This is a genomic window from Sphingosinicella microcystinivorans (assembly GCF_003634215.1).
In the GTDB taxonomy this organism is placed as follows: Bacteria; Pseudomonadota; Alphaproteobacteria; order Sphingomonadales; family Sphingomonadaceae; genus Sphingosinicella; species Sphingosinicella microcystinivorans.
The window spans coordinates 344,481-366,276 of the sequence record NZ_RBWX01000010.1 but is presented as its reverse complement, the minus strand read 5'-3'; the positions used below and the strand labels follow the sequence as shown (position 1 = coordinate 366,276).

The 21,796-nt window shown below is 61.2% G+C and carries 18 protein-coding genes and 1 tRNA gene; 8 read left to right on the top strand and 11 right to left on the bottom strand.

Features of this window, described 5'->3' with window-relative positions:
- Nucleotides 1-270 (top strand): HU family DNA-binding protein (locus DFR51_RS16330; RefSeq protein WP_147423401.1); only part of this gene is annotated, 270 nt, incomplete at its 5' end.
- A 236-nt stretch (nt 271-506) separates the two neighbouring features.
- Here the strand turns inward: DFR51_RS16330 and DFR51_RS16325 are convergent.
- The 8 genes from DFR51_RS16325 to DFR51_RS19090 form a co-directional block, all read right to left on the bottom strand.
- Nucleotides 507-1,424: a HEPN domain-containing protein gene (locus DFR51_RS16325; RefSeq protein WP_121053148.1), complete on the bottom strand. Its 918-nt coding sequence runs from the start codon at nt 1,422-1,424 to the stop codon at nt 507-509.
- A gap of 482 nt (nt 1,425-1,906) precedes the next feature.
- A complete protein-coding gene (locus tag DFR51_RS16320) occupies nt 1,907-2,785 on the bottom strand; it encodes an alpha/beta hydrolase (protein WP_126494851.1) in 879 nt (292 codons plus the stop codon).
- A gap of 11 nt (nt 2,786-2,796) precedes the next feature.
- A complete protein-coding gene (locus DFR51_RS16315) occupies nt 2,797-4,116 on the bottom strand; it encodes an amidohydrolase family protein (RefSeq protein ID WP_121053144.1) in 1,320 nt (439 codons plus the stop codon).
- An 11-nt stretch (nt 4,117-4,127) separates the two neighbouring features.
- Nucleotides 4,128-4,520, bottom strand: a complete 393-nt coding sequence (locus DFR51_RS16310) for a RidA family protein (RefSeq protein ID WP_197723628.1) — start codon at nt 4,518-4,520, stop codon at nt 4,128-4,130.
- A gap of 19 nt (nt 4,521-4,539) precedes the next feature.
- Nucleotides 4,540-5,601, bottom strand: a complete 1,062-nt coding sequence (locus tag DFR51_RS16305; protein WP_121053140.1) for a PLP-dependent cysteine synthase family protein — start codon at nt 5,599-5,601, stop codon at nt 4,540-4,542.
- A gap of 3 nt (nt 5,602-5,604) precedes the next feature.
- The gene (locus DFR51_RS16300) at nt 5,605-7,095 is read right to left on the bottom strand and encodes a class I adenylate-forming enzyme family protein (protein ID WP_121053138.1); all 1,491 of its coding nucleotides are present in this window, start codon (nt 7,093-7,095) and stop codon (nt 5,605-5,607) included.
- Complete coding sequence (locus tag DFR51_RS16295) at nt 7,092-8,099, bottom strand: zinc-binding dehydrogenase (protein WP_121053136.1); 1,008 nt, start codon at nt 8,097-8,099, stop codon at nt 7,092-7,094. The genes DFR51_RS16300 and DFR51_RS16295 overlap by 4 nt, the downstream gene beginning before the upstream one ends.
- A 13-nt stretch (nt 8,100-8,112) precedes the next feature.
- Nucleotides 8,113-8,532 carry a PaaI family thioesterase gene (locus tag DFR51_RS19090; RefSeq protein WP_160119234.1) on the bottom strand — a complete coding sequence of 140 codons (420 nt, stop codon included), beginning with the start codon at nt 8,530-8,532 and terminating at the stop codon, nt 8,113-8,115.
- A 175-nt stretch (nt 8,533-8,707) separates the two neighbouring features.
- Here DFR51_RS19090 and DFR51_RS16285 point away from each other — a divergent pair, with 175 nt between their 5' ends.
- The 7 genes from DFR51_RS16285 (at nt 8,708) to DFR51_RS16255 (ending at nt 18,165) form a co-directional block, all read left to right on the top strand.
- On the top strand, nt 8,708-9,763 hold the full coding sequence (locus DFR51_RS16285) for a helix-turn-helix domain-containing protein (protein ID WP_121053134.1): 1,056 nt from the start codon (nt 8,708-8,710) through the stop codon (nt 9,761-9,763).
- 135 nt (nt 9,764-9,898) lie between these two features.
- Nucleotides 9,899-12,013, top strand: coding sequence for a TonB-dependent receptor (locus tag DFR51_RS16280; protein WP_160119235.1), 2,115 nt, complete (start codon nt 9,899-9,901; stop codon nt 12,011-12,013).
- Between the two features lie 52 nt (nt 12,014-12,065).
- Nucleotides 12,066-13,160, top strand: coding sequence for an aminotransferase class I/II-fold pyridoxal phosphate-dependent enzyme (locus DFR51_RS16275; protein WP_121053130.1), 1,095 nt, complete (start codon nt 12,066-12,068; stop codon nt 13,158-13,160).
- A 17-nt stretch (nt 13,161-13,177) separates the two neighbouring features.
- Nucleotides 13,178-14,044, top strand: coding sequence for a VOC family protein (locus tag DFR51_RS16270; RefSeq protein WP_121053128.1), 867 nt, complete (start codon nt 13,178-13,180; stop codon nt 14,042-14,044).
- 3 nt (nt 14,045-14,047) lie between these two features.
- Complete coding sequence (locus DFR51_RS16265; RefSeq protein WP_121053126.1) at nt 14,048-15,376, top strand: acyl-CoA thioesterase/bile acid-CoA:amino acid N-acyltransferase family protein; 1,329 nt, start codon at nt 14,048-14,050, stop codon at nt 15,374-15,376.
- Between the two features lie 10 nt (nt 15,377-15,386).
- Nucleotides 15,387-16,580 (top strand): glycine C-acetyltransferase, encoded by a 1,194-nt coding sequence (locus DFR51_RS16260; protein WP_121053124.1) that lies wholly within the window; start codon nt 15,387-15,389, stop codon nt 16,578-16,580.
- A gap of 13 nt (nt 16,581-16,593) precedes the next feature.
- Nucleotides 16,594-18,165, top strand: a complete 1,572-nt coding sequence (locus DFR51_RS16255; RefSeq protein WP_160119236.1) for an amidohydrolase family protein — start codon at nt 16,594-16,596, stop codon at nt 18,163-18,165.
- 21 nt (nt 18,166-18,186) lie between these two features.
- Here DFR51_RS16255 and DFR51_RS16250 read toward each other — a convergent pair whose 3' ends face one another.
- The 3 genes from DFR51_RS16250 to DFR51_RS16240 all read right to left on the bottom strand — a co-directional run bounded on the left by DFR51_RS16250 (nt 18,187) and on the right by DFR51_RS16240 (nt 21,545).
- The gene (locus DFR51_RS16250) at nt 18,187-19,764 is read right to left on the bottom strand and encodes an amidohydrolase family protein (protein ID WP_121053121.1); all 1,578 of its coding nucleotides are present in this window, start codon (nt 19,762-19,764) and stop codon (nt 18,187-18,189) included.
- 316 nt (nt 19,765-20,080) lie between these two features.
- On the bottom strand, nt 20,081-21,301 hold the full coding sequence (locus DFR51_RS16245; RefSeq protein ID WP_121053119.1) for a tyrosine-type recombinase/integrase: 1,221 nt from the start codon (nt 21,299-21,301) through the stop codon (nt 20,081-20,083).
- A 159-nt stretch (nt 21,302-21,460) separates the two neighbouring features.
- Nucleotides 21,461-21,545, bottom strand: a tRNA-Leu gene (locus DFR51_RS16240).
- Nucleotides 21,546-21,796 lie beyond the last annotated feature (251 nt).

The window sequence follows — 21,796 nt, the reverse complement described above, 5'->3', positions numbered from 1 at the left end:
AATGCCGACCTCGCCGAAGCGCTTGCCGAGACGCTCGGGACCACCAAGACCGATGCCCGCAAGGCCGTCGATGCGGTGTTCGCCGCGATCACCGATGCCGCCGCCAAGGGCGAGGAAGTGTCGCTAAACGGCTTCGGCAAGTTCAAGGTGAAGGCGACCCCCGCGCGCGAAGGCCGCAACCCGGCGACCGGCGCGGCGATGACGATCGCGGCCTCGAACAAGCTCGCGTTCAGCCCCGCCAAGGCGGTCAAGGACCGGCTGAACGGCTAAGGCCGAGACGGCTTTTGAGACTTGGCCGCCAGCATCCGGGGGCAGTTGGATGCTGGCGGCCGCACCGGAAGTCGGTGGAGCAAACAGGAACGACGGGACGTCTGTCCGGTTCTGCCGCCACGCCCCGAACAAGAAAACGCCGGCCCCAAAAGGCCGGCGTTCAGTTCATGAAGGGGGACGAATGGCGCCAGCCTATGGCGCCGGATACGGCGCGGCGACCTCTCCCTTCCGGCAGTTCAGGCGGCGCGTTCGAGCTCGTCCAAACGCTTCAGGCAAAGCTCCTCGATGAGGCCGCGCAGCACCTCGACGCGGCTCCCGATCCAGTCTAGCTCCTCGGCCGTGATGCGGTAGTGCCGTGAGTAGCGCGCCTTCACATAGGCCGCGCGCAGCAGCTCGTAGCAGCGCCGCTCGAACTTGGTCGAGCCCGGCCAAACCTCGCGCAGGCGCGGCTCCAGCGCCTCGGTCTGCGACCGTAGCCGGTTCAGATTGTGCGTCTTCGGGCTGTACAAGGTCCGAACCAAGAAGAGCGTGTGGTAGTAACGCTCGGTGGCTTGGTGGATGAGGAAGGCGGCTTCCTTATTCCATCCCTTGGCCGCGTTATCCCGCGCGTTCGACCTGAATCTGTCAGCGCTCTCGAACCACTCTTCGTAGTAATCCTGCGTTTCCTTGAGCGCCTCTGCGGGGGTCAGCTTGCGCGGCGTCTCGAACGGATGGCCGGGCTCCTCGAACAGCACGATGCCGTCCTTGACGATGTCGGTGAAGAAGTACCGACCGAGCTTGAGCTTATCGTTCACCTCCTCAAGGCTGTGGTAAATCACGCTGACGGGCGTCCGGACCTTGCCCTCGCCGACCTCGGCAAGCAGCCGGTCCTCGGTCTTCAGCCAGAACTCAGGCACGTCGGTCAGGTCTTCGTGATCGACGACGACAAGGATGTCGTAGTCGGAGAAATAGCGGCCTACCGGGTCTTCCACCCAGTCGCCGCGCGCGTAGCTTCCGAACAGGATGATCTTGAGCAGCTTGCCGTCACGGAAGCGCGGTGCGCGCCGCTCGGCGACCGTTTCGGCGAAGCCCTCGCGCAGCAGCGCGACGACGCGCTCAAGCTCGCGACGCTTGCCCTCGGGCAGTGCAATACCGGGATCGTCAATGCTCTTCATCGCACACAGACTCGCTTCTTATCAGCGCCTTGCCAAGCACAAACGCGCATAGCAACCGCCTCTTCCCCATCAGCCGCACCCGGCGGCAGAGCGGGGGGGGGGGGGAAGCGCCGACAGGTCCGGCCACAAGGGCCGGGCCTGCACGCGAAGGGCTGCAACGCACGTGGAAGACCCGCGCCAGCGGGTTGCAGGACCGGCACGGCCGGACCAAGGCAAAGCGACCCGCCCATCCCGCGCGGGAGCCGGATCAGACAGACTTCAGACCGCTAAAAGCGGTACGGCAATATGCTGGCGTACGAACTTTATGAGCGCTTCCCACCATTCCCGTCATTCGATGTGCATCGCAGGTCTCGAAAAGCGTGCGCTCGACGGCAAAAATCCTGATGGCTGTGGTGTTCGACGGTCGCGACTGTCCGCTTTCGAGCTCAGATTGCTTGAAACTGACGTTCGTTCATTTGGCGCTTAAAGCGCAAGCGGGTACCCTATTTCCCGTAAAGCCATCTGATCCCCTGGCTCATCGCGACGAACGGCGCAGTGCCGTGGGTTTCGTTCGTGTAGGTTTCCGCCTTCACGCGCATGCCGGGGCAGGTTGCCAGTATGGCCGCCATCGCATCATTGTCGCGGACGAGATCGGGGTTCTGCATAAGCTCAAGATATTCCTTCCAGTTGGGGGTTTCGAGCAGCTCGCCCCATTCTTCGCGCAGGCCCTCCCAGCTTTCCCTGTCGCCGACGCCGAGATAGACCGAGATGTCGCGCTCCTCGGTGCTCGTGGCGAATGTGCGCGCCAGATCGAACATGAGCGGTTTGTGCCACCAGAAAGACGATCCGACCGCGAAATAACGCTTGAAGGCGTGTGGAGCGCTGAGCAGCGTGTGGGTCGTGAACAATCCGCCCAGTGAATGCCCGGCCAAAGTCCACTCGCCGGGATCGACGTCGAATTCCGCCTCGATCGCCGGCTTCAATTCATCGATGATGAAGGTTCGAAAGCGGTCGCAATTGCCCGAAGGCGGGCAGGACAGCCCCAGAATTCTGCCATAGCTCGCATCCCATTCGGGCCAGGCGGACGGGGTGAGATCCTGGTTTCGCGCAACCATTGGCGGCACAGGGTTGTCCAGTGGAAAGCCGATCGAGACCACGACATTGGACGGCGCAAGATTGCCGATTTCGAGGAAATACAAAAGCTGCATCGCGGTGCCGGCGACATAGTTCCCGTCGGTCAGCAACAAACCATGCGGTCGTTGAACTGGTAACGAAGGTCTGGTGATCGTGATCAGATACTGCTGGTCATAGCCATCCGGCTGAACGGTCCAAAGCTCAGTGCGTTCCAGCGTGTTGCTGGCTTCGCGGTGGAGGATTTTCACGAAACTTCCTTTCAATGGGCGGCGATGATCATCGCTTCGATCTCGGCGCTGGGCAGCCAGCGACTATTGGCCATCACGCCCGATTGCTTGCGGAGCGCGGAAATATCCTGAAGCGGATCGGCATCGAGCAGCACCATGTCGGCACGCGCACCCGGTGCGATGACGCCCTCGCCCGCTTCACCGAGGAATTCGGCAGCGTTGATCGTCGCGGTGCGCAGCGCGCGCCACGGGGAAAGGCCCGCTTCGACCATCAGTTCAAGCTCCTGCACGATCGAGCGACCGGGCATCAGGCCGCATCCGGGGCAATCCGTGCCGGCCAGCAGCCCCGCGCCAACCCGGTCCAGCGCTGCGACCATCGCGCCTCGCGCGGCGCGTCCATCTTTCAAAATGGTGCGCGCTTCGGAACTGAAGATTGCCCCGAGATCGACGCTGGTCATCTCGCGCACCATCCATTGAGGGAGATAGCCAGGAAGCGGATCGTGCGGCTTGTCCATCTCGTCATCGGCGCGGATATTATTGTCGATGATCATTGTCGGCGCGTTCCACACGCCTGCTTCGGCGGTGCGCTCGGCCAGCTCATCGAGCCGCGCCTGGGTCGTGTGGAGCCAACCCTTATAGCGTTCCCAGGGAACGTCGCCGGTGCGCGTGTCAGCTGCGAAATCGTATGAGCGCAGATGCTCGATTGAATCCTGCCGTGCCGCAAGCGCGCCATCGAGCCCTTTTTGAAAGGCGACATGGCCGACCACCTTGATGCCGATCTCCCGCGCCGTCTCAATGATCGCGTCGTAAATCTCGGCATCGATATCGTTATAGACTTTGATGAAATCATAGCCGTCCGCCTTTTGTCGACGCACGGCCGCGCGCGCCGCTTCGGGCGTTGTGACCAATTCCCCAAACTCAGCCATTTCAGCGAAGGTGAAACGCGTTTCGAGGATCGGGCCGCAGGAAAAGATGCGCGGGGAAATCGCCTTGCCGGACGCCGCCTCTTCGCGCAGCGCGAGATGCAGCGGTGTGCCCGCCATGCTGCGGATCGTGGTCACGCCACTGGTCAGGAAGACTTGCAGAAAGCTGCGCCCGCGCGCCAATGCGTCCTCCATGCTTTCCCCCTCGTCAGGATTGGAAGGAGAGATATGGACGTGCATGTCGTAAAGCCCGGGGATCAGCGTCTTGCCGGTCGCGTCGATCCGGATCGTATCGCCGGGCACTGGCAGCGCCTGTGACGGCCCGACCGCCGCAATCTTGCCATCTCGGACGATAATCGTCTGCGCCAGAATGGTTTTGCCGCTGGTCATGTCGACCATATTGGCGTTGGTGAAGGCAAAGGCTGTCATGCTGGCTGCTCCTATCTGGCCGGGCGCGCGGCAATTGCTTCGATTTCCACCAGGAAGTCAGGCGTTGCGAGCTTTGGGACGTAGACGAGAGTTGAAGGAGGTTTGGCATCGCCCAACATATCCGCGCGTAATCCTTTGATCTTCTCAAGATCAAGCGGCTCCACCAGGAAGGTGTTGAGCTTGATGATGTGTTCCGGACCGCAGCCTTCGCTCGCCAGAATTGCCAATATGTTGCGGATCGCCTGAACGAACTGATCGCTGGCATTGTCCGGCACGCTGCCATCGGGCGTCATGCCGACTTGCCCCGCTAGACAAAGCAGATCGGTGCCCGCCGGCACAACGGCAAGGTGCGAATAGCTGCCAATCGGCGGGGCCACGCCATCGGGGTTGGAAATCTTGATCACATCCGCGCTCCCTGCTGCCTCAAACGAATCCAAAAAATGCCTCGGCAGCTTGCGTCGCCGATCCTAGATCAAACCCCTTGTCGCGAACCCAATCGTCTTCGAAATAGGTGTCGCGATAGCGGTCTCCCTGATCGCACAGGATTGAGACGATCGAGCCGGTTTCGCCCGCTGCCTCCATCTCGCGCGCGATCTGCATTACCGCCCAGATATTGGTGCCAGTCGATCCGCCGCAGGGCTTTCCGATCACCCGGCTGATCACGCGTGCGGTCGCTATGCTGTCCGCGTCTGCCACGGGAATTGCACGATCGATCACATCGGGCAGAAAGCTTGCCTCGAGTGTCGCGCGGCCAATCCCTTCGATCACCGATCCGCAGGCTTCGGTCGCGCAAACCGATCGGTCGTGATAATGCTGGTGGAACACCGACCCCACAGGATCGGCGATGCAAATTCGCGTGGCATGGCGGTGATAGCGCGCGAAACGGCCAAGCGTCGCCGATGTGCCGCCGGTTCCCGCGCCGCAGACGATCCAGGTCGGCTCGGGAAAGCGTTCGGCGGTCATCTGCTGAAACAGGCTTTCGGCGATCTTGTTGTTGCCGCGCCAATCGGTCGCTCGTTCGGCATAGGTGAACTGGTCCATGAAATGGCCGCCAAGCTCTTTCGCAAGCTTGGCGGCGGTAGGTGTGGCGTCGGTTGCGCGTTCGACGAAATGGGCGTCACCACCATAGAAGCGGATGGCCTCGATTTTGCTGCACGCCGTTGATTCTGGCATCACCGCGATGAAGCGCAGCCCCAGAAGCTGGGCAAAATAGGCTTCGGACACCGCCGTGGACCCGCTGGAGCTTTCGGTGACCGTGGTCGAAGGCCCGATCCAGCCATTACACAGGGCATAAAGATACAAGGAGCGCGCCAGCCGGTGCTTGAGGCTGCCGCTGGGGTGGGTCGACTCGTCCTTGAGGTAGATATCGATGCCGGGGTGGTTGGGGGCGGGCACGCGCAACAAATGCGTATCGGACGAACGGCGTGTATCGGCGTCGATCTGCTTCAGCGCCCAGAACAGCCAGTCGCGATCCTCGCTCGCCATTTTCTATCGCCCCAGCGCCATGGCGGCTTCTTTGGCGGCATCCTTGAGCGCGGAACGGTCGACCTTGTGGGTGCCACCAATCGGCAAGGTATCGAGAAAGACAACCGCGCGCGGATGCGCATAGGCCGGGCCGTTGGCGAGCGCGAACTGCTTGATCTCTTCGGCGCTCACCTCCGCGCCTTCGCCCCGGACGATAAAGGCGATGGGGATCTGCCCCTTGATCTCATCCTCGGCGGGAAGGACAGCCGCCTGGAGCACAGCGGGATGGCGTTCGAGCAGCTTTTCGATCTCGCCCGGGTAGATGTTCTCCCCGCCGCACACGAACATGTCATCGGCGCGCCCGACGAAATAGAAAAAGCCGTTGTCGTCGAGCCGCACGACATCGCCGGTATCATACCAGCCATCATTGAGCCGCTCGGCATTGACCGCAGGGAGGTTCAAATAGCCGTTCATCACGGCCGGAGTACGGGTCAGGAGTTTACCCTCGGTCGCGCTGCCATCGACCAGCTTCCATTCGACGCCCGGATAGGGATAGCCAAGCGCGAGCGGAGGGCGGTCGATCCCGTCCGGGTGCGGGCCGAACATGGCAGGGCCGGATTCGGTGGTGCCATAGCTGTTGCGGAGCATGGCTTTGGGGAAGATCGATTTCACCCGGTCGATCAGCGCCTGGGTCAGCGGGGCCGAACCGATCGTCACCGCCGTGACCGACGAAAGGTCGAGCGTGTCGAGAAGATCGCTCTGCCGCGCCATCATCGCGAACATGGTGGGGATGCCGCTCAGCATCGTTGCGCGTTCCTTGGCGGCGAGCTCAAGAAAGGCGCGTGGGTCGAACGACGGCATCGAAAAGGTCCGCCAGCCGAGCGCGAGCGCCACGGTCGTAAAGAACAGCCCGTTCATATGATAAGCGGGCGCGACGATGATCGTCGTCTGCGGCGTATCGCCCGTTGCCTTGACGAACAGATCGAGCGCCCAGAGCTGGCCGGCATGATCGAGCGGCACGCCCTTGGGCCGACCAGTCGAGCCTGAGGTGTAGAGGATTTCGCACAGTTCGCCCGCTTCCGGGGTAACCGGGGCGATCGGGTCCGCCGCCATCAGACTTGCGAATTCATCACTCTCAAGGGCGGTCACCGAAAATCCGGGGGGAAGCAAATCGCGATAGCGATCATTGATCAGTGCCGCTGCACAATCGCTGTCTTCGAGGATATAGGCAATGGTCTCGGCAGGCAGGCGATAACTGATCGGGACGGCAACCAAGCCTGCGCGCATCAACGCCAGATAGGAGAGCGTCAGCGGCGCTCCATTGTTGGCGATGATCGCCACGCGCGCGCCGCGTTTGAACCGCTTTGCAAAGCCACCTGCAAGCCGCGCAGCCGCTGTCTCGATGTCCGCCATCGCATACGCCTGCCCCGTCGCCATATCGACATAGGCGCCGTCCGCCTGCGGAGCTTGGCAGACGATATCGCCCAGATTGCCCGATGCCGACCCCGCGATCATGGCCGGATCAGCACCTTGCCGACAACCTCGCGGTCCTCGAGCATGCGTTCGGCCTCGGCGGTTTGTTCAAGCGGCAAAATCTTGTCGATCACCGGATCGAGCTTGCCCGCCGCGATCAGGTCGAGCAGTGCCACCAAATCCTCGCGGCTCCAGCCGTTAGAACCGATCATGAGATGCTCGAACGTCCAGAGGAAGCGCATGTCGATCCCGACATCATAGCCTGCGGTCGCACCGCACGTCAGCAGCCGTCCGCCCAGGGTCAAGCAACGCTGCGATTCCTTCATCGTATCGCCGCCCGTGAAGTTCACAAGCACATCAACCCCGCCGCCGCCATAAACCTTGGGCTTGCCGTAGAGCGCTTTGACCTGCTCCAATATGCTGCCGGTTGCATAGTTGATGCCGTGATCGGCACCGATCGCCTTCAGCCGGGAAATCTTGCTGTCGCTGCTCGCACACGCGATCACTTCGCAGCCCGTCATCTTGGCGAGCTGCACGCATGCCGCGCCCACGCCCCCGCTCGCACCCATGACGAGCACCTTTTCGCCCGCCTTGATCCGCCCTTGGGTGATCATCATCCGGTGTGCGGTGCCATAGGCGAGCGGCAGCGAGGCCGCCTGCTCAAGCGTCACGCCATCAGGCACGCGGATCAGATGCCCCGCGCCGACTGCAATTCGCTCAGCCCGCCCGCCATCGGCCGTTTCGCCCAGCATTCCGGTCTGGCCATCATGCGCGATCGGATCGATCAGCACGCGATCGCCCACCGACCAACCGGCAACGTCTGCGCCCACCGCGCTGATCGTGCCCGCCATGTCCGAACCCACCACGACAGGCAGCGGAATCTTGATCCCCGGCATCCCGCGCCGCGTGAAGATATCGTGGAAGTTCACCGCGCAAGCGGCAATATCGACGACCACCTGGCCTTCACCCGCAACCGGATCCGTCCAGTCATCAACGATTTTGATCTGGTCGCGCTCGCCATGGCCGACGGTGATTGCTGCACGCATTTCCTCTTGCTCCCTATTCCGCGCTGACTTCGACACAGCGGCCCGTTGCAACAAGCTTGCCGTCTGACTCCACCTCCACATCGACCAAAGCGAGCGTACGCCCGGCGCGGATGACCTTTGCTTTCGCCACCAGCAACTCGCCGCCGGCAGGTCGCAGATAATCGACGCGGATATTCGACGTCGGCACCCCGCGCCCCAGCATCGCGCACGCCGCAAAGCAGGCAGCACTATCGATCAAGGTCGCAATCGCGCCGCCATGCGCCTGCGGCGCGCCATCGAAACGTGCGGCATTGCCGCCCGCCGGGCAGATCATCGTCAGCGTGCCATTAGCGAAATCGACTTCGGCAATCTCAAAACCAAGCCAGCGGTGGAGCGGGGTTGTGGTGAGCGCCTTGCGAATGCTCTCAAGTGTTGTGAAGTCTTGCGCGTCCATTCCACTCCCCATTCGACCGGATTCTCGTATGTGTCTTCGCATAGTGTGATTTTCGCGGGCGCACTCAAGCTTATCAGGACAACCGAGACGGATAGCGCAAGCATTTCGTCCATTTGCGCTAATTGCGCGAAAAATCATTTGGCGGCGAGCGCGCTCAAGTCTATCCATCCAACGCATGACGGTCGAAACCGAAACCGACGCCAATGGAACCCGATGGTTGCTTGTCGACCATGGTCGGCTCGACGGATCGGTTGCGGATTTGCTCGACGGACTTGATACCACGGGCGGGATTATTGGTCTCCGGCTCCGCGTTCCTCCTGGGATGGGCGCGGGGCAGTGGGATTTCATGCCGCTGTCGCCGCATCTTTTCCTGCTGATTGGCAATGTCGAATATCATCAGGACCATGAGATCAAAGTGCCAAGCGACTATATGGCCAAGGTCCGCATCGTGATGTCGGGCGCGTTGTCCAATGTTGCGGGCACCGTTCGTATCGAAGGCGCGGGTGCTTTTGTTGAATCCTATCCGGGGCCCAAGGCAAGCAGCTATGAACTGCGCGGCGGCGAGCTGGCGAGGCTTGTCATCCTCAATTGCAGCCGTGAATTCTTCAGCGAGGAGTTGGGGCTGGACCCCGGCTCACTCCCTTTCCCGCTCAGCCATCTTTTCGATGACGGCGCCGATATGCCCGAAGGCACCATCGCACCGCTCGGGCCGGATGTGCTGCGCGCGGCAAACGATGTTTTGCGTGCCGCTTCGCGGTTCGGCCCTGATTTGCTGCCGCCTTACCTTGTTGCGAAAGGGCGCGAAATCGCCTGTGGAATGATCGCCGATCTTGCCGCAAGCCGGGACGAACCGCGTGCGCCGATCAAATCGTCGGTCCGCGACGTTATCCGGATCAACGAAGCCCGCGACATCATTCTTGACCAGTTCCAGCGACCGCCGCCGATACCCAGGCTGGCGCGCCAGGTGGGGCTGAATCAGACCAAGTTGAAGGTGCTCTTCAAGGCGACCTTCGGTTTGACGATTCACGATTTCACCCAGAAATGCCGGATGGAACGCGCGGTTGACCTGCTGGCCACCACCGATCTCACCGTCGCCGAAATCGCCTATGCCGTCGGCTATGATTATCCCGCCAGCTTCACCCATGCGTTCCGGAAATTCTATGGTCACGCCCCCAAACAGGCGCGGATTGCAAGCGGGCCGCAAGAGCTTCGGACGACGCCCGAGGGATAAAGAGCGGCTATCGCAATCCGAACTGGTGCTTATGCGCTCGGACATTTGCCACCGCCTCATATAGGTAAACGGCCAAAGCTGTGAAATTTTCCATGATCAGGGAAGCCAAGCCGCTTCCGATCAGGGAGAATGACGATGAGATTCCGTAATCTGATTTTGGCTGGCACGGCTTTGTCAGCCCTTGCAACCGCTTCACCCGCCTTCGCGCAGGAAGCCGATGAAGGCGCGGACGCCGAAATCATTGTGACGGCGACGAAGCGCGCTGAATCGATTCTGGACGTTCCGATCGCGGTTTCGGTCGTTGGCGCAGAAGAACTCGACCAGAAAAATGCGACTGGCTTTGCTGACTATCTGACCGGCATTCCGGGGGTGCAATTCAATCCAGGCGGCAACGTGTTCACCAACTCGATCTCGTTGCGTGGCGTTTCGGACGGCACGGCGAGCTACCTGACCCAGCAGACGACCGCGCTGTATCTTGATGATACCGCACTCACGCTGTCGCAGGGTGCGATCAACCTCGATTATTCCGCTTTTGGCGTCGAACAGGTCAATGTGATCAAGGGCCCGAACAGTACCCTTTATGGTGCAGCGGCTTTGGGCGGAACCATCAAGATTGTCACAACCGCTCCCTCGCTGGAAGAAACGCGCGGCCGGGCAAAGCTGACCGTATCGTCGATCAAGAGCGGCGATTTAAGTTACAGTGTCGCTGGTTCGGTTTCCACACCCCTGTCCCAAGGCAAGGCAGGCATCGAGCTGACCGGTTATTACACGCGTCGGGGCGGGTACTTGGATGAAGTGATCACTGGCGGCCAGGGCCGAAACAGGAAGAACTTCAATGACAACGAAACCTATGGCGCACGTCTGGCGCTGCGGCTTCAGCCGACCGAAGCACTAACCATCGATTTCAAAGGCTATTATCAGAAGTTCACGGCCGATGGCCTCGACACGTTTGGCCCGACTTTGGCCGGCGATCTCAAAGTGACGCCCACGCGGGTCGACGAAGTGCAGTCGGACCGTTTCGCGCTCGGCACCTTGTCCGTGAACTATGACCTCGACTTCGCCGATCTGGTCAGCGTGACATCCTACTATGATCGCAAGACTGAGAGTTTGCTGGATGTCAGCTTTACCTTCCTGAATTTCGTCCCCGGTGCGGCAGTCGGCTCGCAGACAAAGGCGCCAGCCAAAGTGTTTTCGCAGGAACTTCGCTTGGTCTCGAAGGGTAACTCACCCTTCAAATGGCTGTTGGGCGGATATTACAGCAAAGAAAAATATGCCGAGAACGGCTTTCTGGTAAATGGCGTTCCCGGGCTTTTCCAGAGTTTTTCGAAATATCAGTATAACACCTATGCCGTGTTCGGCGAGCTTGGTTATGATCTGACGGATAGATTGAACTTCACTGCTGGAGGTCGCTATACAAAATATACAACTCCAACCAACATTAACAGCAGCATATTTTTCGTTCCCGGCGTCATAAATCGCAAGGACAAGGACAATGATTTCAGCCCCCGCATCGCGCTGAACTATAATTATGGAAGTGGTTCAATATACGCCCAGGCCAGCAAGGGCTTCCGTGTGGGGCAGTTGAACATTCCCATTCCAAGCCTTCCCGGCGAAATTGTCCCTGCCTTTTTTGGCTCCGACAGCCTGTGGAACTATGAGATCGGTGCCAAAACCCGCTGGCTGGACGACCGCTTGTCAGCGAATATCGCAGTCTATCAGATTGACTGGAAGGATATTCAGGTCACGCGAACCAGCGGCACCGGCTTCACCTTCATCGATAATGCGGGCAAGGCGCGCATTCGCGGGTTTGAGCTTGAGGCCGTTGCCAGGCCAACCGATAGCCTGACTTGGACAGGGACAATCGGCCATATCGACGGTAAGATCACGCAGCCGGTGCCGGGTGTAGCTCTGGATGGTGCGCAGCTTCCTGGCTCGCCGAAATGGACCTTCAGCACCAGCTTGCAGCAGAATCTCAAGCTGGGTGAAAATGAAGGATTTATTCGCGGCGATCTGCTCCACTACGGCGCGTATGATGACGCGTTCGCGATCATCGGGCGCCCGGCGGAAAATGGCGACTATGTGAAGATCGATTTGCGCGGAGGGCTGACGCTCGGCAATATCGACCTGGGTGTTTTCGTCACGAACCTGACCGACGCCCGTCCGATCCTTACGCGAACGACATTCCTGGCGGATTCGAAAACGACCTTGCAGCCGCGTACTTTTGGCGCGTCGGTCGGTTTCAAATTCTGATAAGTCCGGACGTGGGGGAGGAGCAGTGCTCCGCCCCCATGTTTGGGAAACGATGATGCAGCAAATCCTGTCTCCCAGCGCCGCGGTCATCAACCTTGATGGTCGCGAAGTGCTCAGCTTTGCCGGGTGCAGTTATCTGGGGCTGGCGGCTGTCCCGGAACTGCTTCAGGCTGGCGCAAAAGCGCTGGTGGATCAGGGTGCGACCGCGCAACTGGCGCGGCACTATCATGCGCAATCGCCCGCCAATATCGATGCAGAGGCGGAGGCGCGGCGCTTTTTTGGCACAAGTGGTGCCATGTATTTTGGCGGCGGCTATCTCTTTGCGATAATCGCGCTCGCCGGGATTGCGGCGGACTATGACGTCGCGATCCTTGATGAAACCGCGCATTTCTGCATCTTTGATGGCGCGCGCGCCGCCCAGAAAGAGATTTGCACCTTCAAACATTGCGATCCTGACGATCTGGAGCGGGCGGTGTCGGCGACCGTGGCGAAGGGCAAGCGCTTTGCCGTCGCGACCGATGGCATGTTCCCGACCTTCGGGCGGGTCGCACCGCTCGCCGATTATGCGCGGATCATCGCGCCCTATGATGCCTGGCTCATCGTCGATGAGTCGCACAGTTTCGGATCGGTCGGCGAGAGCGGGCGCGGTGCGGCTGAGCTGCAAGGGGTTGCCGGCCCCAAGACACTGATCGGCGGCTCGCTGAGCAAAGGCTATGGCGCCTTTGGCGGGATTGCCGTGGGCACAGCCGAGGCGATCGAGCGGCTCTGGCAATCGCCCGTAGCGCGCGGATCGGCGGCCGGCATGTCGGCAGGGGCCGCCATGTCGGCGGAGAGTTTCCGCTACATCCGCAGAAACCCTCGAGTCTTGGCACAATTGAAGGCCAACACCACACACCTCCGCAGCTTGCTGCGTGGCCTCGGCCTGCAGTTTGAGGATGTGGACGGCCCTGTTGTCGCCTTTGCTCACGGCTCTGCCGACCAGATGCGGGCAGCGCAACAGGCACTGCTCGAAGAGGGCATCTATATCCTCTATTCGACCTATGTTGGCGCGGGGCCGGAAGGCGTGCTGCGGATAGCGGCCTTTGCCGATCACAAGCCTGAACATTTTGAGCGCCTCGCTCAGGCGCTGACACGCAAACTTCTCTAATTCCAAGGAGCGTTTATATGACGAAGACTACCCGCTCGCTCGACCATTTCGTGATCAGCGTCACCGATATCGAGATCGGCGCCGAAATTCACCGCAGGCTGGGCTTTCGCGTCCTGCCGACGATGGAGCATGCCAATATCGGTAGCTCCAATACCGTGATCCAGTTTCACGATACCTATCTGGAGCTGATTGGCGATCTTCATCTCGCCAACTCGGACCAGCTCCGCAAGGATATGGAAATCTGGCTCAACCAGGGTGATGTCTTCTGGCAGTTCGCCATGACATCGGCCTGCCTGGAAGACGAAATTCCCGTGATCGCCGCGACTGGGCTGGAGATGCAGCCGATCCTCCACGCCGGACGTCATGTGCGCAAGGCGCATGGAGGGTGGGACATGACCGACAGCCGCTCCTCCTACATCTGGAATCCAGACGACAAGCTGGCCTCGATCTTCCTCTCCGATCACCGAAAGCCGGAGGCGATCTGGATGCCGGAGTATCAAAACCATCCCAACAGCTGCATTCGCGTCGGCGGCCTTCGCTATCTGATGGGCGATCCCGCCAAACACGTCGCCTATGTCACCAAGATTGCAGGCGCTGGCCCGGCATCGCAGTCAGATGATTGCATCCGCTTCGAAACGCCACGCGGCGAATTTCTGGAGCTGATGACGCCAGCGGCGCTCCATGCGCTCTACCCCGAGGCGCCGCAGCTTTCGCCCGGCACGCACACACGCGGCGCGATACTGACCATCATCGTTGAGTCGCTCGAGCGCTGCCGCTGGGCGTTGCGCGATGGCGGGGTTCCGCATCGGCTGACCGACGCCTCGATCGTCGTCGGGGCACCCTATGGCTGCGGCGTCGCCTATGAATTTGTCGAGGGGAAATAGAATATGGCGATCACGCTTTCGGTCACGCCCGATGAGGCGCCGTTCACCACCGAGATTTCGGTTGTGGTGGCAGGGCTCGAACCAGGGCAATTGGTCACGCTGGCATCGTCGCTCTCTGACATGGCGGGCGTCACATGGGGCGCAGATGGCGAATTTGCCGCCGATGAGAATGGCGTGGTCGATGTACGCACCGCTGCCAGTCGATCCGGCAGCTTTACAGGAGTAGATGCCCGTGGCCTGTTTTGGTCAATGCGTCCGCAGGGCGGCGACCTCGCGACCTTCCAGATCAACGCGACCGATCGCCCGCACAAATCGGGCCAGCCTTTTGAGGATCCACTCGGCTCCCGCGTGATCGAAATTGCAGCCCAGCTGGACGGGAAGCGGATTGCCGCTTCAACCGTCCGTCTCGTCAAGCTCGCAGCGGGCATCGAGACATTCGAGGTGCGCGACGGCAATTTGCGCGGTCTTGCCTTCCGCCACAGTGATCGCAGCAAAAAGCGTGGTGCGATCATGAGCCTCACAGGCTCGGGGGGCGGGATCGAGATGAACTACGCGCCTTTGCTCGCCTCGCTGGGTTATGACGTGTTCAGCCTCGCCTATTTCGCGTATGAGGATTTGCCGCCAGCCATCGTCAACATCCCGCTGGAGTATTTCCAGGACGGCTTTGCCTGGATGCGCACCAACTTCGGCTGCGACACGATTGCCATTCAAGGCGCGTCGCGCGGCGGCGAGCTTTCGACCCTGCTTGCGGCGACTTTCCCCGACGATGTGAAGGGCGCGATCCCGATCGTGCCGATGTATGCCACCAGCCCCGGCTGGAACCCGGCAGAGGGCGTCGATGGTCCAAGCTGGACGCTGGGCGGCAAGGAGATCGCCTATCCTCCTTCGATGCCCTCGCCCTCGACCGAGGAGATGATGGAAATCGGGAACCGGGAACCCGAAGGATTTGCGATGACGCCCTGGTATCGCAGCCTGATGGAGCAGCCCGAGGCGCTCGCCCATTGCGCGATCCCGATCGAGAATGCCGGTGGCCCGCTGCTGATGGTTTCAGGCGTGGAAGACGCGATGTGGCCCAGCGCCTGGGGCGGTGACATCATCATGGACCGGCTTCGTGCCAAAGGCTTCAAACATCCCCATCGCCATCTCGCGCTGCGCGAGACGGGCCATCTGACCCCACTGCCCAACCAGATCACGACGTTCGACCGAACCTTGGTCCATTCGCTCGTCGCGATCCGGCTGGCGTGCGGCGGCAATGCGCAAGGCTCGGCGCGCAACGGCCAGCTGTTCTGGGATGCGCTGGTCGCGCACTACCGCGCGGTCTTTGGGCAATAGCGGAGAGGCAATGGCGCGCGAGGCCTTCTACCAGCGAACCAGCGCAACACTGGCGCAGATCGAAGCCGATGGCCTGCTCAAGCCGGAGCGGATCATCACCACGCCACAAGGTGCGATGGTCGCCGTGGATGGCCGCCCGCTCGTCAACATGTGCGCAAACAACTATCTGGGCCTTGCGAGCGACCCGCGTGTGGTGGAGGGCGCAATTGCCGCGACACGTGAATATGGCGCGGGCCTTGCCTCGGTGCGCTTCATCTGCGGAACGCAGGATCTGCACAAGGCGCTTGAGGCGGCGATTGCCGATTATCTGGGCTTTGATGACGCCATCCTGTTTGCCGCCGCCTTTGATGCCAATGGCGGGATTTTCGAAACGTTGTTGACGGAGAAGGATGCAGTCGTTTCGGACTCGCTCAACCACGCTTCAATCATCGATGGCATCCGCCTGTCCAAGGCCAAACGCTATCGCTTCCCCAATGGCGATATGAATGCGCTGGAGGATCAGTTGAAGGCGGCTCGCGCGGATGGGGCGGAGGCAATCCTGATCGTCACCGACGGGGTCTTCTCAATGGACGGCTATTTCGCCGACCTTGAAACCGTCGCCAGCCTTGCCGACAGATATGACGCGCTGATCATGGTCGATGATTGCCACGCCACCGGTTTTATCGGCCCCGAAGGCCGTGGCACATCAGCGCGGAGCGGGGTCGAGGGCCGGGTCGATATCGTCAGCGGCACCTTTGGCAAGGCGTTGGGCGGCGCGATGGGCGGCTTTATCGCCGCGCGAAAGCCGGTGATCGACCTGCTGCGGCAGCGCGCACGGCCTTACCTGTTCTCCAACGCACTCGCCCCCGCCGTTTGCGGCGCGAGCCTCGCCGTCATCGCAATTGCCCGATCCAAAGAGGGCGATGCGATGCGCGCAAAGCTGACCGAAAACGCGACCTATTTCCGCTACGGCATGGCTGAGGCTGGTTTCACCCTTCTCCCCGGCAGCCACCCAATCATTCCCGTCATGCTGGGGGAAGCGGCGCAGGCGCAGAAACTGGCCGCCGCCATGCTGGAACGGGGCGTGCTGGTCACCGCCTTTTCCTATCCCGTCGTCCCCCACGGCCAGGCGCGCATCCGCACCCAGATTTCAGCGGCACATGAACAGGCCGACCTTGACCAAGCCATCGCGGCCTTTGTTGCCGCCCGCACCCATATCACCTGAAGGAACCCCCAACATGCCCCACCATCATTCCTCCGGATGCCTGCCCAGCCATCAGCATTTCTGCTGCCCGCAGCATGCGATGCTGATCCTCGGCGCACGCATGGCGATTGGTGCGGACGAGCCTGTGATCGAGGGACCCCAACCCAGTTTCCGTGAAGGGCCGGACCCCAATCTTACCCCCTTTGCCTCGGGTGACGACAGCAACACGCGTGATCTGTTCGATGTTGCAGCCAAAGGCCAATGGGTCGTCGTCAAGGGCGCAACCGTGCTGCCGATGACGGGTGCTGCGGCGTTGCCCAACCACGATGTGCTGATCCAGGATGGCATGATCAAATCGGTCCAACTCAGCGGAGCGGCACTTCCCGACGGCGCGAAAAGTGTCGATGGCACGGGGCGCTTCCTGATCCCAGGTCTCGCCAACATGCACAACCACCCGCCGCTGGGGCACGTGTCGGGCATGTTTGCCGGGATGGTCGGCGAAGGCGTGACGGCGGCCGACATAACCCTGCCTTATGACATGATCATGTTTCAGCATATCGCCGCGGGCGTCACGCGCATTCATGTGATGGCGGGCTCGCCCGAAGATCTCGCCAATCGCGAAAACATCCGCAAAGGCCGGTATCGCGGTCCGCATATGAAGATCGCCTCGCCCGTGATCGACAGCCCGGCGGCGATCTGGTCATCGGCAATCACCTGGTATGCCAATGACGAACAAGGCGGCCGCACCGCCGCGCACAAGATTCGCGAATATGGTTATGACAATGCCAAGCCCTATACGATGCTGGGACGCGAGGCCTATGACGGTCTGGTCGACGAATGCGTCAGGCTGGGTGTTCCCATCATGGGGCATATCCCCGCATCGGTTCATCCCGACGATGCCCTGCGCGCTGGTCAGACAGGCCTCGCGCATTGTTTTGAATTTTTCTATCATTATGAGCCGGGTAAGAAGTTCGACCCACAAGCAGTGGCGAAACGTGCGCGGCTTGCCAAAGAGGTCGGTGCGACGCTGCAAACGACACTCGCGATCAGTTATGTCTATGAGTACGATTGCGGCCTGATCCCGGCGAGCGCGATCAATTTTTCAGCGACGATGGACCCGGTGATCCGCATGGTCATGCGTGAGGAATCAGCCTTCATCCAGGGCTGGCGCCAAAACCCGGTGATAATGGCGGCGGGCGAAGACATGTTCCAGAACTGCATTCAGGTGTGCAAGGCGCTCCATGCCGAGGGCGTGCGGATGATCCCCGGCACCGATATGTCGGCAAGCGCGATCACCGGCGACACCAGCCTGCACCATGAACTGCGCGTGCTCGTCGAATCTGGGGTGATGACGCCTGCCGAGGTGCTCAAGGCCGGAACAATCGACAGCGCAGACTATCATGGCGAGGAGGCGGTTGCGGGCACGATCGAAGCGGGCAAGCGCAGCGATCTGGTGCTGCTCGATGCCGACCCGACACTGGATATCAACAATACGACCAAGATCGATACGGTAATCCTGGGCGATGCCATATTGCGGAAAGACGCCCGCGAACGCGGCCTCGCACGGATCAAAGCGCGCTATGGCGCGATGCCGGTTCCGGCATAGTGACGGCAATACCGGTCCGGTTCAGACCCTTGGCACTGGCATCGCGTCATACGCGGCTTCAAGCCGTTTGATCCCTTCGGCCCGCGCGGCCTTGCGCAAAATTGCGCCGTTGATGAAGACGGTGTCGATCGCGTTGGTTGCGGTGATGTCTGCGGTCGGATCGACGTCAAGCAGCACCAGGTCGGCACGCTTGCCGATCTCGACAGTTCCCGCGTTCGCGCTGTCGCCCTGATATTCGGCGCATTTGATCGTTGCGGCTTTCAGGGTGTCGAGCGGGCTCATCCCGACGCGGTTGACGAACATTTCGATCTCGTCATGCACCGTATGCTTGCCGGTGATTGCTGATGGAAAAATGTCGGTTCCTGGCAGGATCGTGACCCCTTCCGCTAGCAGCGCCTGGGTCATCCGAACGCTGTGCGCAATGGCATCGACCGATCCGGCCATGATCACGGGGTCGGCACGCCAGCCCTGGATGAAGGGCGACTCCTCGCGCATGATGTAACGCAGCAGATGATCCTTGGCGACGCTCAGGTCAAACTCGGCGGCACTCATATAGCCGCAATCATATTCGAGCGCGCGCGAGGCGGTCAGCGTCGTTTGCACAATCGCCCCATGTTCGGCGGTCGTCTTCGCCAGCATCGCAAAGCGGGCATCGCTCACCCGGTCTTCGGCCCGGTTGTTCCAGAAATACTCCATGACATGTGCAATACCGGTCTGGCCCTGCGCCAGCGCATCTTCGGGCAAGACGGCGCGCGGGACATGGCCGCAGCTTTCGATGCCGATCGCGCGCGCGGCTTCGGCAACGCCCGCATAGGCCTCTGCATTGAGCTGGGTATAGGTTTTCACAAAATCAAAGCCGCGCTCGACGATGCTCTCCACTGCCTTGCGCCCACCTTCGCGATCATTGGCAATCAGCGTCATCAAGGGCGACCAGACCATCGGCGATCCGTCGATGAGCATGCCAATCCGCATATGGGGCCCGTGATAGCGTCCGGCGCGGATGGCATCGCGCATCGCCATTTCCTCGATCGTGCCTGCCATTACCTGGATGCGCGTCACCCCGCCCGCGAGATACTGGAAGTTGACGAGATCATAAGGAAGGGTGAGGTCGTGCGCGCTGATATCGGGCCCGACCAGCGGCGCATACATTTGCGCAAAGACGTGAAGCGTCGGATGCTGGTGGATATCGGTCAGGCCGGGCATCAGATATTTGCCTGTGCCATCAACATGGATCGCGCCGTCTGCACGCACGCTGCCCGCCGCCTCGATCCCTGCAATCCGGCCATCGCGCAGCACGACATCGCGGCTCTCCAGCCGTTCGGTCGCGGTCATGGGGAGAACGGTCACGTTGGTGATCACGACCAACTGCCCGGCATCCGCAACCTCGAACAGACCCGCCGTCGCCCTGGCCTCGGCCATGGCGTAATCGGTCGGCTCGCGTGCCATCTCGTCGGAAAAGCTCGGGAAAGGGCCATCAGCGTCGGGGGAAGCCGGCCCCGTGCCCATCCGCATCCCGGCAACCAGCATTCCCGCCGCCATCAAGCGGTGCATGGTGCACGGGCAACCCGTGTCGTGCATATTGCGCTGACTGTGACTCATTGATGATCCTCCGTCGCCTCTTGGCACGACAATAGCCGATCATCCGGGCGTGTCGTGTCGCGATTGGACGAAACGCTATCGCGTGCCGATGAGATCGCAGATGAGGTGTAGGCCAATGCGATATCGTTTCAACAGTCCTTGCCCAAATCGACCGGTTGGCCCTGGCTGACGATCAGTTGGGAACATGCCTGAACGGACGGCAAGTTTCGACGCCGCGATTCCTTGTGTTGAATGACCGTTTTGTTAGCGGCAAGCGCCGGAATGGCAGCCATCCCGTAAGACAATCCAAAGCCGCATGGCCGGTCGCAGCCCCGTTTTAAGCCGCTCCGAACTTCGCTCTGATGACCTTTGCGCCATCGCGGAGCTGGTCGAGGTAGTCCGACCAGTGCTGCATCATGCGGACGCGCTCTTCCCAGTACTCACCGCGCGTGTAGGCCCGTCGGACACCGTTGTTCTCCATGTGGGCAAGCTGGCGCTCGATCGCGTCCGCGTTCCAGATGCTCATCTCGTTGAGCAGCGTTGCCGCCATTGCCCGAAACCCGTGGGCCGTCATTTCATCGTGAGCATAGCCAAGGCGCCGCAGCGCCGTGTTCACAGTGTTCTCCGACATTGGGCGTCGCGGAGAATGGAACGAAGGAAACACATAGCGACCATGACCGGTGAGCGGCTTCAGTTGGTCGAGAAGTGACAGCACCTGTCGCGAAAGCGGCACTCGGTGCGGTCGGCGCATTTTCATCTTCTCGGACGGGAGCACCCATAGCGCTCTGTCGAAGTCGAACTCCGACCACTCGGCCTGTCGAAGCTCGCCCGGACGGACGAACACGTGCGCAGACATTTCCAATGCGATTTTCGTGATGGTGTGGCCGTTATATCCGGCAATGGCCCGCAACAGAGCACCCGCCTCTGCCGGGTCGGTAATCGCGGCGTGGTGCTTGACCTTCGGTGTTACCAGCGCCCCGCGCAGGTCTACGGCAACGTCCCGGTCGGCTCTCGCCGTGGCGATGGCGTAGCGGAACACGCGGCTGATAACACTGCGCATCCGTTTGGCGCTCTCGTAATGTTTGGCCGCCTCAATGCGCCGCAGGACCATGAGCACCTCCTGCGCGCCAATTTCAGTGATCGGGCGGTTGGCGAGCGTCGCGTACGCCTTGTCGAGAAGCCAGCGGATTTTCGCCAGCGTGAGGCTTGAAAGACCTTCGCGCTCGTTCTTGAGATACCACTCCTCGGCAATCGCCCGGAACGTATTGCTGGCAGCAAGCTCCGCGCGCATTTGCTCGAGCTTCCGCTCCTCGGAGGGGTCGAGCCCGGCCGCAAGGTAGCGCTTGGCCTCTTCGCGCTTTTCCCGGGCTTCGGCCAAGCTGATCAGGGGCCACTCTCCGAACGAGAGCGTTTTTTGCCGCCCCATGTAAGCGTAGTTCAGCCGCCAGAGCCGCGTACTGTTCGGCTTGATGAGCAGATAGAGCCCGCCGCCGTCGCCGAGCTTGTATGGCGTCTCACGCGGTTTCGCGTTGCGGATCGCCAGCGCCGAGAGTCGCATGGTACCTCCTTCAGGAGGGCAACTCGATACCAAGAAAAGTACCAAGAACTTGACGCGGTATGGTATCGACGAGCCCGAATTCCTGCGGACACCATAGCAGAAATAATGAAGCAAAACCAGTCACTTGGCGGACAAAAATGGACGTCCACGGACGGTCGATGGTACCCCCGGTCGGACTCGAACCGACACTTCTTGCGAAACTCGATTTTGAGTCGAGCGCGTCTACCAATTCCGCCACAGGGGCACAGGCGGGAAGCCACTAGCCGAAAGTGGCGGGCTTGCCAATTGTTCGCTTCAGGTCCAGTTGAGCGCAATGTCGAAGCCCCCTCGCCGTTCCGGTCCGCCGCGCCGTCCATCGAAAACCGGTGGCCCTGCCCGTCCGCCGTTTGGCGGCAAACCGCAACGCCCGCGCCGCGCCACCGAACAAGACCACGTTCCCGACGGTCCACGCGCCGCGGAACGCGCCGGTGAGCGGGGTACTGCACGGCCAGTCCG

What these genes read in the sequence shown, in the direction of transcription:
- DFR51_RS16325 (WP_121053148.1), bottom strand. Translation starts at nt 1,424, where the DNA reads ATGAAGAGCATTGACGATCCCGGTATTGCACTGCCCGAGGGCAAGCGT.
- DFR51_RS16250 (WP_121053121.1), bottom strand. Translation starts at nt 19,764, where the DNA reads ATGAGTCACAGTCAGCGCAATATGCACGACACGGGTTGCCCGTGCACC.
- DFR51_RS16270 (WP_121053128.1), top strand. Translation starts at nt 13,178, where the DNA reads ATGACGAAGACTACCCGCTCGCTCGACCATTTCGTGATCAGCGTCACC.
- DFR51_RS16305 (WP_121053140.1), bottom strand. Translation starts at nt 5,601, where the DNA reads ATGGCGAGCGAGGATCGCGACTGGCTGTTCTGGGCGCTGAAGCAGATC.
- DFR51_RS16255 (WP_160119236.1), top strand. Translation starts at nt 16,594, where the DNA reads ATGCCCCACCATCATTCCTCCGGATGCCTGCCCAGCCATCAGCATTTC.
- DFR51_RS16315 (WP_121053144.1), bottom strand. Translation starts at nt 4,116, where the DNA reads ATGACAGCCTTTGCCTTCACCAACGCCAATATGGTCGACATGACCAGC.
- DFR51_RS16285 (WP_121053134.1), top strand. Translation starts at nt 8,708, where the DNA reads ATGACGGTCGAAACCGAAACCGACGCCAATGGAACCCGATGGTTGCTT.
- DFR51_RS16265 (WP_121053126.1), top strand. Translation starts at nt 14,048, where the DNA reads ATGGCGATCACGCTTTCGGTCACGCCCGATGAGGCGCCGTTCACCACC.
- DFR51_RS16280 (WP_160119235.1), top strand. Translation starts at nt 9,899, where the DNA reads ATGAGATTCCGTAATCTGATTTTGGCTGGCACGGCTTTGTCAGCCCTT.
- DFR51_RS16300 (WP_121053138.1), bottom strand. Translation starts at nt 7,095, where the DNA reads ATGATCGCGGGGTCGGCATCGGGCAATCTGGGCGATATCGTCTGCCAA.
- DFR51_RS16245 (WP_121053119.1), bottom strand. Translation starts at nt 21,301, where the DNA reads ATGCGACTCTCGGCGCTGGCGATCCGCAACGCGAAACCGCGTGAGACG.
- DFR51_RS16295 (WP_121053136.1), bottom strand. Translation starts at nt 8,099, where the DNA reads ATGCGTGCAGCAATCACCGTCGGCCATGGCGAGCGCGACCAGATCAAA.
- DFR51_RS16275 (WP_121053130.1), top strand. Translation starts at nt 12,066, where the DNA reads ATGATGCAGCAAATCCTGTCTCCCAGCGCCGCGGTCATCAACCTTGAT.
- DFR51_RS19090 (WP_160119234.1), bottom strand. Translation starts at nt 8,532, where the DNA reads ATGGACGCGCAAGACTTCACAACACTTGAGAGCATTCGCAAGGCGCTC.
- DFR51_RS16260 (WP_121053124.1), top strand. Translation starts at nt 15,387, where the DNA reads ATGGCGCGCGAGGCCTTCTACCAGCGAACCAGCGCAACACTGGCGCAG.